The organism is Brevibacterium spongiae, assembly GCF_026168515.1.
Classification (GTDB): domain Bacteria; phylum Actinomycetota; class Actinomycetes; order Actinomycetales; family Brevibacteriaceae; genus Brevibacterium; species Brevibacterium spongiae.
Genome location: NZ_CP093443.1, coordinates 4056402 through 4070693, shown reverse-complemented (window position 1 = coordinate 4070693; position 14292 = coordinate 4056402). Strand labels below are relative to the sequence as shown.

Here is a 14292-nt window from a genome sequence, read left to right as displayed (position 1 = left end):
CCATTGCCACGCCATCGGAAACAGTCGACTTCGCGGATCTCATCGCCCGGCTGAGTCCGGGTGCGCTGACGACGGATCCCGATGTCATCGACGCCCATTCGAGCGACGAAGCCCTGTTCTGCCCACGTGAGGGTGCGATCGCCCTGGTCAGGGTTGCCTCGGCGAAGGACGTCCAAGAGGTCATGCGGTTTGCCACCGAGCATCGCATCCCCGTCGTCCCGCAGGGCGCGCGGTCGGGGATCTCAGGCGGGGCGAACGCCTCACCCGGGGCGATCCTGCTCAACGTGTCGAAGATGAAGGACGTCATGTCCGTGAACGAGGCCGAACGCCTCGTCACCGTCCAACCGGGCATCATCAACCAGGGCCTCAAAGACCATCTCGCCCCGTTCGGGCTGTCCTACCCGCCCGATCCGGGCTCGGTGGCACTGTCGTCGATCGGTGGGAACATCGCGACGAACGCAGGCGGACTGTGCTGCGTTAAATACGGTGTGACCAGGGACTACGTCCGTTCACTCAAGGTTGTGCTCGCCGACGGGACCCTCACCACGCTCGGCCCGCAGACCGCCAAAGGCGTGGCCGGGCTCGATATGCGCCACCTGTTCATCGGCTCCGAGGGCACCCTGGGCATCGTCGTCGAGGCGACGCTGCGCCTCGTGCCCGCTCTGCCGGATCCGTTCACCGCGATCGCGACCTTCCCGAACGAGCGCAGCGGACTGCAGACCGTGGCCGACTTCATGGCCGGAGGCGGGGTGCCCAGCCTGCTCGAATTCCTCGACGGGGCGAGCCTGCGCATGCTCAACGACTACGGTGACTTCGGCCTCGACTCCGAGGCCGGAGCGATGCTCATCATGCAGGTCGATGAGAATCCGAGCGAGTCCGAAGCGGCGATGGAGACCTTCGCCGAGGTGGCCCGCCGCTGCGGTGCCATCGACGTCGCGTACTCCGATGACCCGACCGACTCCGCGGCCCTCATCACCGCCCGGCGAATGATCCAGCCCGCGTATGAGAAGTTCGCGAACGCCCACGGCGGCGGTCAGCTGCTCGACGATGTGTGCCTGCCGCGCACCGCCGTGCCGGAATTCTGCGACCGTCTGGCCGAGCTGCGTGAGACCTCCGGCCTCGAGATCGCCCTTGTCGCCCACGCCGGGGACGGGAACATGCACCCCTCGGTGTTCTTCGACTCCGGCGACGAGGCGGAAACAGCGAAGGCGCAGGAGATCTTCGAAGAGATCATGCGCGTGGGCCTCGACCTCGGGGGCACGATCACCGGCGAGCACGGGGTCGGGTTCCTCAAACGCGCCTGGCTGCCGAACGAACTCGACGAAGGCTCCCGCCGCATCCAGCTGGCGGTGAAGAACGCGCTCGACCCGTTGGGCATCCTCAACCCGGGCAAGATGCTCGCCGAGATCTGAGCGGAGCGACTTCGTCTCACCGGGCAGGCGACTCCGCTCAGCCGGGCAGTGACTCCGCCCCACCGGGCTGCGTGGTGACCGTCAGCTGTTGGCGAGCTCGCACAGAGCCGTGATCGCATCGGCGATGAGATCCTGCTGCGGGTGGCCCGGGTCGCTGATCGCGTGGATATAGCGGATCGGCTTCGGTGCTGCCAACGGGATGATGGTCACCCCGGGAGGCAGAGGTTCGACGCCGAGTCTGGGCAGCAGTGTCAGGCCGAGTCCCCGGCTGACCATGTGCAGGGCGGTGACGAAGCTGTGAGCCTCATGCTTGAAGTGGATCCGCACACCCGCGCGTGCGCAGGCATCGAAGAGGATCGTTCGGCACGGGCCGCCGCCGGTGTCGTTGTCGATCCAGGGGAGGTCCTCGAGTTCGCTGAGGCCCACCTCCGTGCGGGACGCCAGGGGATGATCGTCCGGCACTGCCACCACATAGGGGTCCTCGGTGAGGAAGTGGCCTTCGACCTGCGGTGGGAACACCGGTGTCGCGGTCTCCGAGACCACCACGTGCAGGTCCGAGTGAAACTCGGTCCACGGTCCCTCGCTGAGATTGAGCTGCACGGTGACATCGGGGTGGCGGTTCTCGAGGTAGGCCACCAGTTCCGGCAGCCATCGTGTGCCGGCCGTCGCGAAATAGCCGATCGACAGGCGTCCGATTCGATTCTCCTGCAGGTCGGAGATGCGCTGTCCCAACCGCCCCGAACTCTCGAGCACTGAGTCAACGTCAGCCATGATCGCCGAGCCCGTGTCGGTCAGGCACAGACCGCGGCCCTGTCGTCGAAACAGCGTCAGGCCGGTCTCCTGCTCGAGGAGTTTGAGATGATGACTGACCGCTGAGGGAGAGAGGCCGAGATGCTGCGCGGCCGAGCGCACCGACCCGGTCAGGGCGACGGACTTGAACGACTGCAGGTGGGCGACGTTGTGCATGCTCGCACTGTACGGATTCTGCGCACAGTTGTGCAATGGTGTGCGCTTTCGTTTCATAGTCGAACGTCGAATAATCGTTGATATGAAAAGTTCTGAGGACAGTCTTCGAACCTCGATGCCGAACCCGGAGCCGAAGACGGCACCACGCGGACTGCCGTGGATCGCGGCGCTGCTGACCATGACCTTCTGGGCGTCGTCGTTCGTCGTCATCCGTGACGCCGGCGAGGCCTTCTCGCCCGGACCGATGGCCCTGCTGCGTGGCGCCTCCGCTGCCCTCGTGCTCTCCGTCTGGATGCTCTTCCGCCGCCCGAGGTTCCCCTCCGGCAAAGTCACCTGGCTGATCATGATCCTCTGGGGAGTCGCCTGGTTCGCCGTCTACGTCGTCGTCCTCAACGCCGCCGAGAAGTCCATCGACGCCGGCACTGCCGCGATGATCGTGAACATCGCCCCGCTCATCATCGCCGTCTTCGCGGGCCTCGTCCTCGGCGAAGGCCTGCCGAAGCGCCTGATCATCGGAATCATCGTCTCCCTGCTCGGAATCGGAATGATCACAGCCGCCACGTTCACCGGGTTCTTCACCGTCGGCGGTCTCGTCCTCAGCCTCGTCGCGGCACTGCTCTACGCGAGCTGCGTGCTGCTGCAGAAGCACTTCCTCTCCCGCGAGGATTCGGTGACGGTCACATGGGCGGGAATCTTCGTCGGTGCCCTGGCCAGCCTCGTCTTCGCCCCTGCGCTCGTCACCGAGGTGGCTGCGGCACCTCTGAACATGACGCTTCAGGTGGTCTACCTCGGGGTGGTGCCCACGGCCATCGCCTTCAACCTCTGGGGCTATGCGCTCAAGCACCTTCCGGCGGGACTGCTCAGCTCCTCGAGCCTCGTGGTCCCCGCCATCGTCGTCCTCCTGGCCTGGATCGTCCTCGGAGAAGTTCCGCCTCCGCTGGCGGCGGCCGGCGGGGTGCTGTGCCTTGCCGGAGCGGCTACGGCGATCGGTCCGCAGATCGCCGGAGCTCTGCGCCGATCGCGATCTCAGCCCTCGGCTCTGCCCTGACGCCAATAGCCCATGAAGGCGATCTGTCTGCGGTCGACCCCGACCTCCTGAACAAGGTAGCGGCGCAGCCGTTTGACGGGTCCGGCCTCACCGGCGATCCAGGCATAGAACGGGCGCTCGCCCTTCTCCGTCGCACTCGAACTGCCCTGGGCCGCCTCGGTGAGGGCCGCGGGCACATCCCAGAGGATCTCTTCGTCGATGTTGACATCGTCGAGTTCCCGCACCGGAGCAACCGACCCATCGGAGGGCCCGGCTCCCACTTGGGCGGGGATTCGGGTCTCCGACCGCACCGCCTCGCGGACGGCGGGTTCGAGGAGTGCACCGACGTCGGCCCCGCCGCGCGGCAGCCACTCGATCTCGAACCCGGCAGGGGCGTCGATGTCGATGATGTCCGCGGGACTCGGGACCTCGAGAACGGCCTTGCCCTGGGCCTGGCCGTCCTTGAGCGAATCGAGGATCGACGCGATTGCGGGCACCGCGGTCTCGTCACCGGCGAGCAGGATCTGGTGGGCATGGCCGGGGGCGAACTCGATGCCGGCGCACGGGGTCTCGGAGTCACGCGAAGGTCCGATGATGTGGAGACGGTGCCCCACCTCGGCGGATTCGGCCCACTGGGCGGCCGGACCCGAATGCCCGTTCGCATCGGTGTGCAGAATCATGTCGACGACGAGCTCACGGTCGGCGTCCCTCCAATCCCGCACGGTGTAGGTGCGCATGGTGCCGCGCTCGGCCGGGTCGACCTGCAGCCACGCCTGGTACCAGGACACTCCAGCCGCCTCCTGCTCGGTGAGGAAGCCGGGCAGATCGAACTCCGGCGCGCTCGCCCCCGTCGGTGGGATGACGAGTTTGATGCGCAGATCCCGCGGATGGGTGTTCGGCCCGAAGGCCTGCAATCCGGCACCGCCGAACGTGATGCGGCGGAAAGACGGGCTGAGGTCCTCGACGGCCAGGACCGTGGCTTCGAAGGCGCCGATGGGAGCTCGTGACACAGATTCTCCTTCACATCCCGAGACCCGGGGGTCTCGGGTGCGTCCCTGGCGGCGGGACGCGTCGAGTTCGTGGGCAGTGCGGTCGCGGACGTGTAATCGTCCGCATCACCACCCTAACCCATTTTAGTAAGGCAAGCCTTTCCAAACAATGCTACGGTGGTCCCGACAACGTCGGCAGTCGGCGCAGCGAATCGCGACCAGCGCCTCCGGCAACCCTGTCACCAGCGACTTCATTCGTCTTCAGCTCTTCACGTCCCAGCCTGGGACGGTCACCGAAAGGTCCTCGATGCACCGTCGACAGCTCCTCGCCCTGTCCGTTCTCGCCCCATTCGCTCTCGTCGCCTGCGGGGACCCGAAGCCGGGTGATCCGCAGAGCGAACCGTCCGCGGGAGCCGGTGCGGCACCGAATTTCACGTACTCGCCGGAAGGCTATGACGGTCTGACGATCGAACTCGATCGGCCCGCCGAACGCATCGCCGCAGACTTCTACTCCGCGGCCGGTCTGGCACAGTACGGGATCACGCCGGTGGCGGTCTTCGGCTTCGGTCAGAACGAATCCCCGGGCAAGTCCTTCGACGCAGACGGCGTCGAGGTCGTCGGCACGGAGATGGAACTCGACATCGAAGCCCTCGCGCTCACCGAACCGGACATCCTCGTCGCCTACGGCAATGAGGCCGGCGACGGCTGGACCTGGTGGGACGAGAAAGTGAAAGACCAGGTCGCAGGGCTCGTCGACTTCGTTCCCGTCAAACTGAGCGAGCAGAGTCCGGACGCGATGTTCGCCCAATACGCCGCGATCGCCGAAGCTCTGGGCAAGGATACGGACGCCGCTCCCGTCGCCGAGGGGCGCAGAGCGTTCGAACGGGCACGCAAACGCATCCGCACGGTCGCAGAGGACAGCGATTCGCTGACAGTTCTGCTCGCGAACTTCAGTGCAGAGATCAACTACACCTCCACCTCGTTGGGGATCGCCCAGATGCTCAGCGAGGACGGACTCACCCTCGTCGGGCCGAAGTCCCCGGCCGACAGCAGCTGGGCCGAAGTGTCCTGGGAGAAGATCTCCGACTACCCGGCCGACGTCGTGCTCGTCCACGACGCCTCAGCCGACTTCGAGGACAACCCCGTGTATCGGCGACTGCCCGCCGTCAGGGCCGATCAGCTCGGCACCTGGGACGACAAACGCGCCTACACCTATGACGGCTACGCGACATGGCTGAACGAACTCGCCGACGTCCTCGAGGGGGCGAAGAAGATCGTCTGAGCCCGGTACGGCTTGCGGCTACGATCGGAGCATGAGCGAACTTCCAGCTGATCTCCGCAATGACGAGGTGATCCGATCCCTGGCATCGGCCCAGGCGACCACGTGGATCCGCAGCACCCCCACCGAGGCGGCCCTGCCCGATCTCGCGGACGTGATGGATGCCGCGGCGGCCCGGTTCGACCGATTCGCTCCCTGGTTCGCCGAGACCTTCCCCGACACTGCAGCCCTGCCCGCCGAGCTCGCGGAGGCATTCCCCGAGGCTGCGGCCGGCGGACTCATCGAATCGCCGTTGGCACGGGCCGCCTCGGCGCAGGAGCGGTTGGACGGGCTCTTCGGAGTGAGCCTGCCGGGGCAGCTGTGGCTCAAACGCGACGACTGCCTGCCGGTGAGCGGATCGATCAAGGCCCGCGGAGGATTCCATGAGGTCCTCGAATTCGCCGAGGCGACCGCCGCCGGCCACGGTCTCGACGCTCATGATCCCGCCACCTATTCGAGTGGACGGTTCCGTGAGATCGCCGCCGACCACAGGATCGTCGTCGGTTCGACGGGCAACCTCGGCTTATCGATCGGGATCCTGAGCGCCCGACTCGGATTCGCCGCCTCGGTGCACATGTCGGCCGACGCCCGCGAATGGAAGAAGACGATGCTGCGCGACCACGGCGTCGATGTCATCGAGCACGCGGGCGACTTCGTCGAAGCAGTGGAGGCCGGCCGCGCCTCGGCGGACGCTGCCGAGAACACCCATTTCGTCGACGACGAGGACTCGGTCAGCCTCTTCGCCGGATACTCGGTCGCGGCCCTGCGACTGCGGCGCCAAATCGAGGCGGCCGGAATCAGAGTCGATGCGGACAACCAGCTGGCCGTCTACCTGCCGTGCGGGATCGGCGGCGGTCCCGGGGGAGTGACCTTCGGACTCAGGCGCGTCTTCGGCGACCATGTTCGCTGCATCTTCGTCGAACCGAGCCAAGCCCCGGCGATGTTCCTCGGCGTGCACACCGGCCGCCACAGCGACATCGCCGTGCAGGACATCGGAGTGTCCGGGGCGACCACGGCCGACGGTCTGGCCGTCGCCCGACCCTCACGATTCATCGGACCGACGATCGGGCCGCTGATCTCAGGCTTCGCCTCGGTGCCGGACGAGGTCATCGCGGCAGGAGTCGGAGTCCTCCACGAGTCCGAGGGCATCGACGTCGAACCCTCGGCGACCGCGGGACTGAGCATCCCCTGGCGACTGGGCACCGAATCGCCGTGGCCGAAGGTGAGCACGCATCTGGTCTGGCTCACCGGCGGGGCGATGGTCCCCGTCGACGAACAAACCGCCTACGTCGCAGCGGGGACGGCGAACTTGGAGCGGATCGCCGGTCCCGCCTCGGCGGTGTTCACCGACTGATCCCCGGTTCCTCCGGTGCGTCGACCGAGCCTCGAGTGCCGATCATCGGGACTGCCGCGGCCCGGCCGGCTCCGTCACCAGTCCCAAGGGTCCTTGTCCACGGTGATGACGATCTTGCCGTCGACGATCTCGGCGGTGCCGGACAGGGAGATGGACACCGTGTCTTCGAATGTGTCGTCATCCCAGCCATCGTAGGTGCCGGTGACCAGGGCTTCGCCCTCGACATCGGAGGAGATCACCCAGGCGGGACCGCCGTTGGGGCCGGTTGAGGATTCGGGGTCCGAGTACGGGTCGGAGCCCAGCGAATCGTCGGCGACGGTGACCGTCGGGTACGACGAGATCGACCAGGTCAGACCGGTGGCGTCATACATGTCGGCCCGTGATGAACCGAATGGGCAGCCGTCGGGTTCGGCGACGGTCTTCTTCGCGCAGCTGTCGAGCAGAGTCTTGACCTGTTTGTCGACTTCGGTGCGGAACGCGTCGGAGGGTTGAGCGGCCAACAGCGGCACGTCCTCACCTTCCATGTCCATGCCATCGCCGAGGAACGCCCGGACCTCAACGGCGTCGGCGCTGATGAGGTCCGATTTCTCTGCCAACCCGATCGTGTAGAGGCCGGGGAAGGCCGGCAGTGCCAATGTCGAACCATCGGTGTCGACGTCGATGCCGTTGACCTTGACCTTCGTCAGTCCGGGGGTGTCGACGGCGAGGGTGAGCAGCTCGGGGGATTTGAGTGCCCAATCGTCGAAGAACAGAGCCTTCTTCCCCGCCTTGTGCAGGGTCAGGGTGCTGTGGCCCTTCGATCCGCCGACGTCGTAGCTGACCGCGACCTCGGCCGTGTCGCCGGAGATGTTCGCATCCTCGACCCTGACATCATCCGGCAGAGCCTTCGCCCCGCCGAGGATGTCGTTGCTCAGCAGGGTCCGTGACTCCTGGGGAACATCGACGTCAGCGACCTTGAGCGCACCTTCGGCATCGCCGTCGGAGAGTTCCGCGAAGTACTTCTCCACCGTCGCTTCGGGGCCGAACATCCGCCCATTGACCTGGGTGACGACGATGAGCGCGGCCACGAGGAGGAGCACCGCACCACCGGCGACGACCGCGACGAGTTTGGCCTTCCTCTTGTCGAAGGGCTGTGCGGGACCGGCGTACGGCTGGGTGGCATAACCAGTCTGCTGGTATCCGGCCGACTGGTAGCCGGCCTGTCGGGGGTCGTACTGCTGGGAGCCGTACTGCTGGGTCCCTGCAGGGCCCTGCGAAAACGCGTACGGGTGGTGACCGGCCGGCGAGGCATCCGGCGACGGTCCCACCGGAGCCGAGTACGCCTGCGCCCCGGCCTGCGGATAGTGCTGCGGGGGACCGGACTGACCCTGGGGCTCTGCCAGACCGGGGCTCTGAGTGCCGACCTGACCAGGATCCTGAGAACTTGCCGGGCTGGGACCGTGAGGGCCGACCTGACCGGGGCCGGGAGCAACGGGTGGTGCCGTCGGCGCGGCGGCCGACGCGAGGCCGGGGTGGACGAAGGCAAAGCGGGGTTCGCTCATGCCCAGGTGAGGCCCCCAGTGCGGATGCACGGCGCGGCCGGCAACGATCCGCGCCAGTGCGGGGAAGGTGAGGACGAGTCGGGGACCGAGGGTGCGCGAGAGCACCTCGACGATCCCACCCCAGACGGCGAAGATGAGGAACGTCCACGCCAGCGGAACGATCCCCGCACGAGCCGCACCGGAACCCCCGAAGATCATGGCCGCCTCGGCGGACCCGGACATCGAGATCCGCATCGGAATGGCAACCAGCGACAGCAGGCCCCAGGCCAGGCAGAAGGCCACGGGCAGCTTCCAGGCGCTCGCCCACTGCTGCTTGTCCTGCTCGATCACGGTCCACGCCGGCCGTCGGGTGACGGTGGCGGCGAAGGTCGCGGCGAGCAGCGCGACCACGACGAAGAGCAGGCCCAACCACAGCTGCCCGGGTGCGTCCTGACTGAAGATGGTGAGGTTCTCGGAGAAGGACTCCGAACCGAAGCCGACATCGCCCTGCGCGGTGGCGCTGATCCCGCCGAGGTGGGTCAGCGAGGTGAGGATGAGGCCCATGTTGATGAACAGCAACGGCACCAGCTGGCCCGGGACGTCCATCGAGAGCGGGAGGACGAAGAGCGCGACGATCGAGAACACGGCGACGGTGACGACGAGGTGGATCCAGGTCACCAGCAGCGGTGGGACGGCCCAGCGCAGGAAGGGTGCGCCGATCGCCTCGGTGCCCTTGAAATGGCCGGCGACACGTCCGGCGATGCTCGTGATGAGGATGACGAGCAGGGGCAGGAAGAATGACCGAGCGGTGATCGCGGAGAAGGAGAAGGACACGGTCCCCTCATTCTCGAAGGTGGAGAAGCGGGCGGCGAAGATGAGCTGCAGGAAGAAGAGCACGAGCGTCATGGACAGGGTCGAGACGCCGATGCGGACCCACGTCGAGACTCGGTTGGGCGAGGGATCCCTGCGCTCGCTGAGCTTCGTCAGCCACCACAGCAGACCGACGATGACGACCGTCACCACCAGAGGTGCGCCGGACATGACGATGTTCAGCTGCGCATTGAAGGATTCGACGGCGTTGATATCCATGTGCAGCACGGCCGAACCGAACAGCGCCAGCGCCATGAGGATGAACGGCAGAGCGTAGCTGATGCCGTCGAGGTTGAAGCCGGTGTCCTCGGTGAACGAACTGAACTCGGGCAGCGAGGCGATGAGCATGGTGAGGATGATCGCAGCGATGATGCCGCCGAGGAGGGCAATCCCCGGAGGGATGAGCGCCGTCTTCCAGGTTGCCCCCTTCGCCAGGGCGGAGGTGAACTTCGACCTCGGTGCCGGCCCCGACTGACCGGGAACGGCGGGGTAGGGCATGGGCCCGGGGCCGGGCGGATAGGGCCCTTGCGGGTAGGGGCCGGGTGGGAGCGAACCGCCGTTCTGCGAATACGGCTGCGGACTCTGCACATACGGGCTTGAACCCGGGCCGTAGTAGCCGGTGCTCGGCGCGGAGTGGGCAGAGGGAGCGGAGGCATCACCCTGCGGTGGGTCCGGTGGATACTGCGTGCTCGGAGGCGAGCTGGGTGCGGCGGGTGCACCATCGACCGGTGGCGCCCAGCGGGCGGTCTCTTCTGTGGACTCGGTCGAGTCTGGTGAGTCGGTGGAATCGGAAGCATTCGTGACGTCGGTATCGACATCGTCCCCGGCCGATTCAGTTTCCTCCGACTGTGGGGGAGCCTGCTCGGGGTCTCGGTCCTTCGGGTTCTCTGCCGCTGTCGGTTGTGTCTCGTCGGTAGCGTCGTCCATGCCCAGTCCTCAAGCGCCGTTGCCTGAAGCCCTCGAAATGCAGTTCAAGATAAAACAATGAACGAGACCTATCAGGCATGTGTAGTACACAACTTATAATAGGCTGTGAATGCAAGAGAAGTGTTCCACATGACATTCTCTGAGATATGGCCTGATCGATCTGGAGTTGCGGATGAGTGCGAATCCTCCCGGGCGCGGAGATGAGAACGAATGGGACGTCAACGACCAGTCCGGCAGCCAGTGGGGGTCGCAGCCTCATTCCCAGCCGAACACCGGGTGGGGCACTCCACAGTCGGGCCAGCCGTCCTCTCCGCCGAATCCGCCGCCGCGCGTGCAGCACCAGCACCCACAGAGTCAGCAGCCCGGTCCTCAGGGCCAGCAGGGTTCGGGCACCTACCAGCAGGGACCGGGGCCTTATCAACAGGGTCCAGGTCCGTATCAACAGAGTCCGGGTCCCTACCAGCAGACGGCAGCGGCCGCCCCGCAGAAGAAGCGCGGCGGTCTGATCGCCCTCTTCGCGGTGATCATCATCGTTCTCGGTGTGGGCATCGGCTGGGGAGCCGCCACCCTGTTCCCGCGCGACTCCGATGATCAGTCCACCGTCGCGTCAACGGGCGAGCCGACGGGCGGTGAGACCGGAAGCGACGGTTCGGCTTCAGCAAGTGCAGCTCCCGAACCCACCGAGGACGAAACGCAGCTGCCCGACGACCCGAAGAAGGCCCTCGAACAGCTCGCCGACACCGACGGGAAAGAGGTCACGAACGACCTCGACGGCAAATGGGTGCCGCAGCTGAGCTCGAAGAAGGTCGGACTCGAAGCCGAAGGCCAGACCTGGGACGAGGAGGCGATCCTCGAAGAGCATCAGGACCTGCGAGAGGAGTTTCCGCGGGTCAAGCTCGTCTGGAGCGGTGATTTCTCAAGCTTCAAGGAAAGCAACTTCTGGGTCACGGTCGTCGGAATCGGCTACAGCGATCCCGAAGACGCACTGTCCTGGTGCTCGTCCCACGGACTCGGGCCCGACTCCTGCTACGCCAAACAGCTGAACACCTCAGGCGGCCACGACGGAACGACTCGACTGCAGGACTGAACATCCCCTCGCCGAGGCGGTTCACCCTCGGATTCGCCGCCGGCTGGCCAGCAGAGGACCGTTGCGCTCAAACTCTGCGGCTGCGCCGGTTATTCAGCAGGTACACACCGATTCCGATGACCAGCCAGATCGCGCCGATGGCCAGGGCCAGAGGATTCGCGCTGACGAGTACGGCGATGAGCAGACCGGCACCGATGACCGGAACGACACCATGGTTGAACCAGTTCGGTGCCTCACTGCCGTGCTTCTTCACGAGGAAGAACCCGACGACCGAGGCCTGAAGGAGCACGAACGCGCTCAGTGCACCGACGTTGACGATCGAGGTCAGCTGGTCGAGACCATCGGCACGGGTCGCCGCCCACCCGGCCACGACGACATTCCCTGCGGCGGCCACGAGGATTCCCTTCCACGGAACACCGGTCTTGGGGGCCACCTCGGCGAGGAAGGTCGGAACCTGTCGCTGCCTGCCCATGTCCATGAGGATGCGGGATCCGGCGGCCTGACCGATCATGGCGGAGAACGCCGCGCCGACGGCCTTGGCCAAGGCGAGGAGCCAGTGCAGCCAGGGGCCGACCGTCGCGTCGACTGCGTTGTAGTACGCGGCACCCTCCAGTGAGGGATCGGCCTGCAGATCCGCGGGTGACAGCGGCGACAGCAGACTGCCCACCCAGGTCTGGGCGACGAAGAGGACGCCTGCCAGGACCAGGCAGATGAGGGTGGCGAGGCCGACGATCCGCGGCCCGCCCTTCGCCTCCTCGGAGAAGGTCGCCAGCGAATCGAAGCCGAGATAGGACAGCACCGCGACGGAGACCGCAGCGAGGACCGCCGTCATCGAGAAGGCGTCGACCCCGGTCAGCGGGGTCATCCACCCGCGAGTCGGACCATGTTCGACGAGGTAGGCGACGCCGAGGACGAGGACGAGGGCGAGGACGGCCACCTCGACGAGGACGACCCCGGTGATCACGCGGGAGGCGACCTTGACCCCGGCGAGGTTGAGCCCGGTGGTGAGGATGACGGCCACCGCCACGAACGCCCACACAGGCAGGGCCGGGAAGATCGAATTCAGGGCGATCCCGGTGAACAGATAGGCGACCGAGGGGATGAAGAGATAGTCGAGGAGGATCATCCATCCGGCGACGAAACCGGCCGGCTTCCCGATGCCCGCCGAGGCGTAGGCGAAGACCGTGCCCGCACGGGGAACCTCACGTGACATGCGCATATAGCTGACTGCCGTGAAGGCCATGACGATCGTGGCGACGATGTAGACCAGAGCCACGGCTCCGCCCGAACGGGCGTCGAGGGTGCCGAACACTCCGACGGCGGCCGCCGGCCCGATGAAGACGAGGCCGAAGAAGACGAGCTCGCTCAGGCCGATCGTTCGCCGCAATCGACCCTGCGTCTCGCTGCTGTCGACATCATTCATCGTCGTGCTCGCCCTTTCGTCCTACTGTGCCGGGACGGCTGTCAGTCCCTCTTACACTACGCCGCAGCGACGACGGTTATTCCGGCTTCCCGCTAGGATCGGGGGAGACGAAGGAGGCCCGGATGACGCATCACCCGCACACGATCCAGCCCGGTTGGGTCCCGCCGAGAAGCGTGCCTGCGAAGAAGCCGTCCGTGGTGCCGGGAATCCTTCTCATCGTCGCCGGTGCCCTCGGTCTCGGGGTCGCGATCGTCATCGCCGTCGTCCCCATGTTCCTGTTCCTCCTCGGAGGCGGTGGGAACGTGGACGCTTTCGACGATGTCGCCTCCGGCTTCGCCATCACAGGACTTGTTGTGGGCGTCGTATCCGTTCTGGTTCTGATCGCCGGAATCGTCCTCACCACCATCGTCGCCAGAAAGCGGCGCAGCTTTAATCCGCCGCGGGTCTGGACGGTCAATCCTCCTGTCGGTTCACAGCAATGGCAGCCTCCCGCAGGGCCTCGAGCGCCGCGGCGATGATCGGCTGGGCACCGGACCCGCTGCGGATTCCGGTGAGGATCTTCCGTGACGGCACGGGATCCCCGTGCAGCGGCACCCGCACGACATCGAACCCCGCAGGCAGTCGGGCCAAGCGCGGAATGAGCGCGACACCCAGCCCTGCCGAGACGAGGGCCGCCCCAGTCTCCCACTCCCGTGACTGGTGGGCCCGCTCCGGTTGGAAGCCGGCAGCGGCGCAGGCTGTGCGCACCAGACGGTTGTAGGGCGAACCGGGCCGGTCGAGGATCCACGATTCCTCGGCGGCCTCACTGAGCGACACTGCAGTCCGGTCGGCCAGACGGTGGTCGGACGGTACGAGAAGGTCGAGATGATCACTGAACAGCGCCGACTGTTCGAAGCGGGGATCGCCGCGCGGTGGCAGCGGGTCGGTGGCTACGACGACGGCGATATCAGCATGTTCGGACACCAAAAGATCGAAGCACTCCTCCGGATCGGCTTCGATGATCGTGACATCGGCACCCGGGAAACGCTCCATCACCGTCAATGCGGTCGGCGGCAGCAGGGCCGCGGCCGCAGTGGAGAACCCGCACAGACGCAGTCGCCTGCTGCGCGTATCGATTCCAGAATCGAGACTGTCGAGTTCGCCGCGGATCTCCTCCCACCGAGTGAACAGCTCCTGCGAGCGCTCGAGGAGGAGCTGACCGGCCCGGGTGAGGACGAGGCCACGGCCGCGGGGTTCGACGACACGGACGCCGAGATCCTTCGACAGGCCTCTGAGCTGGTGCGATACGGCCGACGGTGTGTACCCGAGACGGTGCGCCGCCTCGGTGAGGGTGCCGACCTCGGCAAGGACGCGGAGAACGTGGAGACGCGGATCGATCATGCAATAGTATTGCACGTTT

Annotated in this window: 11 protein-coding genes; 6 read left to right on the top strand and 5 right to left on the bottom strand. The window is 66.4% G+C overall.

Annotated elements, in window-relative coordinates; all coding sequences use genetic code 11:
• Positions 1 to 2: 2 nt before the first annotated feature.
• On the top strand, positions 3 to 1412 hold the full coding sequence (locus L1F31_RS18220) for an FAD-binding oxidoreductase (protein WP_265420469.1): 1410 nt from the start codon (positions 3 to 5) through the stop codon (positions 1410 to 1412).
• An 81-nt stretch (positions 1413 to 1493) separates the two neighbouring features.
• Here the strand turns inward: L1F31_RS18220 and L1F31_RS18215 are convergent, their stop codons facing one another.
• Positions 1494 to 2378 carry a LysR family transcriptional regulator gene (locus L1F31_RS18215; RefSeq protein WP_265418629.1) on the bottom strand — a complete coding sequence of 295 codons (885 nt, stop codon included), beginning with the start codon at positions 2376 to 2378 and terminating at the stop codon, positions 1494 to 1496.
• Positions 2379 to 2460: 82 nt separating this feature from the next.
• Here L1F31_RS18215 and L1F31_RS18210 point away from each other — a divergent pair, with 82 nt between their 5' ends.
• Complete coding sequence (locus tag L1F31_RS18210) at positions 2461 to 3426, top strand: DMT family transporter (RefSeq protein WP_265418628.1); 966 nt, start codon at positions 2461 to 2463, stop codon at positions 3424 to 3426.
• On the opposite strand, the gene L1F31_RS18205 is transcribed toward L1F31_RS18210, so the two are convergent.
• The gene (locus L1F31_RS18205) at positions 3405 to 4415 is read right to left on the bottom strand and encodes a siderophore-interacting protein (protein ID WP_265418627.1); all 1011 of its coding nucleotides are present in this window, start codon (positions 4413 to 4415) and stop codon (positions 3405 to 3407) included. The genes L1F31_RS18210 and L1F31_RS18205 overlap by 22 nt on opposite strands.
• 286 nt (positions 4416 to 4701) lie before the next feature.
• Between L1F31_RS18205 and L1F31_RS18200 the strand changes: the two genes are divergently transcribed.
• A complete protein-coding gene (locus L1F31_RS18200; protein WP_265418626.1) occupies positions 4702 to 5676 on the top strand; it encodes an ABC transporter substrate-binding protein in 975 nt (324 codons plus the stop codon).
• Between the two features lie 31 nt (positions 5677 to 5707).
• Positions 5708 to 7066 (top strand): D-serine ammonia-lyase, encoded by a 1359-nt coding sequence (gene dsdA / locus L1F31_RS18195; protein ID WP_265418625.1) that lies wholly within the window; start codon positions 5708 to 5710, stop codon positions 7064 to 7066.
• Between the two features lie 74 nt (positions 7067 to 7140).
• On the opposite strand, the gene L1F31_RS18190 is transcribed toward dsdA, so the two are convergent.
• Positions 7141 to 10383 (bottom strand): zinc ribbon domain-containing protein, encoded by a 3243-nt coding sequence (locus L1F31_RS18190; protein ID WP_265418624.1) that lies wholly within the window; start codon positions 10381 to 10383, stop codon positions 7141 to 7143.
• Between the two features lie 172 nt (positions 10384 to 10555).
• On the opposite strand from L1F31_RS18190, the gene L1F31_RS18185 reads away from it, so the two are divergent.
• A complete protein-coding gene (locus tag L1F31_RS18185; protein ID WP_265418623.1) occupies positions 10556 to 11470 on the top strand; it encodes a hypothetical protein in 915 nt (304 codons plus the stop codon).
• A gap of 67 nt (positions 11471 to 11537) precedes the next feature.
• Here the strand turns inward: L1F31_RS18185 and L1F31_RS18180 are convergent, their stop codons facing one another.
• The gene (locus tag L1F31_RS18180; RefSeq protein ID WP_265418622.1) at positions 11538 to 12893 is read right to left on the bottom strand and encodes an APC family permease; all 1356 of its coding nucleotides are present in this window, start codon (positions 12891 to 12893) and stop codon (positions 11538 to 11540) included.
• Between the two features lie 122 nt (positions 12894 to 13015).
• Between L1F31_RS18180 and L1F31_RS18175 the strand changes: the two genes are divergently transcribed.
• Positions 13016 to 13411, top strand: a complete 396-nt coding sequence (locus L1F31_RS18175; RefSeq protein WP_265418621.1) for a hypothetical protein — start codon at positions 13016 to 13018, stop codon at positions 13409 to 13411.
• On the opposite strand, the gene L1F31_RS18170 is transcribed toward L1F31_RS18175, so the two are convergent.
• Positions 13347 to 14273 (bottom strand): LysR family transcriptional regulator, encoded by a 927-nt coding sequence (locus L1F31_RS18170; RefSeq protein ID WP_265418620.1) that lies wholly within the window; start codon positions 14271 to 14273, stop codon positions 13347 to 13349. The two genes, L1F31_RS18175 and L1F31_RS18170, sit on opposite strands and share 65 nt — an antisense overlap.
• Positions 14274 to 14292 lie beyond the last annotated feature (19 nt).

What these genes read in the sequence shown, in the direction of transcription:
- L1F31_RS18210 (WP_265418628.1), top strand. Translation starts at nt 2,461, where the DNA reads ATGAAAAGTTCTGAGGACAGTCTTCGAACCTCGATGCCGAACCCGGAG.
- L1F31_RS18175 (WP_265418621.1), top strand. Translation starts at nt 13,016, where the DNA reads ATGACGCATCACCCGCACACGATCCAGCCCGGTTGGGTCCCGCCGAGA.
- L1F31_RS18170 (WP_265418620.1), bottom strand. Translation starts at nt 14,273, where the DNA reads ATGATCGATCCGCGTCTCCACGTTCTCCGCGTCCTTGCCGAGGTCGGC.
- L1F31_RS18185 (WP_265418623.1), top strand. Translation starts at nt 10,556, where the DNA reads ATGAGTGCGAATCCTCCCGGGCGCGGAGATGAGAACGAATGGGACGTC.
- L1F31_RS18215 (WP_265418629.1), bottom strand. Translation starts at nt 2,378, where the DNA reads ATGCACAACGTCGCCCACCTGCAGTCGTTCAAGTCCGTCGCCCTGACC.
- L1F31_RS18180 (WP_265418622.1), bottom strand. Translation starts at nt 12,893, where the DNA reads ATGAATGATGTCGACAGCAGCGAGACGCAGGGTCGATTGCGGCGAACG.
- dsdA (WP_265418625.1), top strand. Translation starts at nt 5,708, where the DNA reads ATGAGCGAACTTCCAGCTGATCTCCGCAATGACGAGGTGATCCGATCC.
- L1F31_RS18190 (WP_265418624.1), bottom strand. Translation starts at nt 10,383, where the DNA reads ATGGACGACGCTACCGACGAGACACAACCGACAGCGGCAGAGAACCCG.
- L1F31_RS18200 (WP_265418626.1), top strand. Translation starts at nt 4,702, where the DNA reads ATGCACCGTCGACAGCTCCTCGCCCTGTCCGTTCTCGCCCCATTCGCT.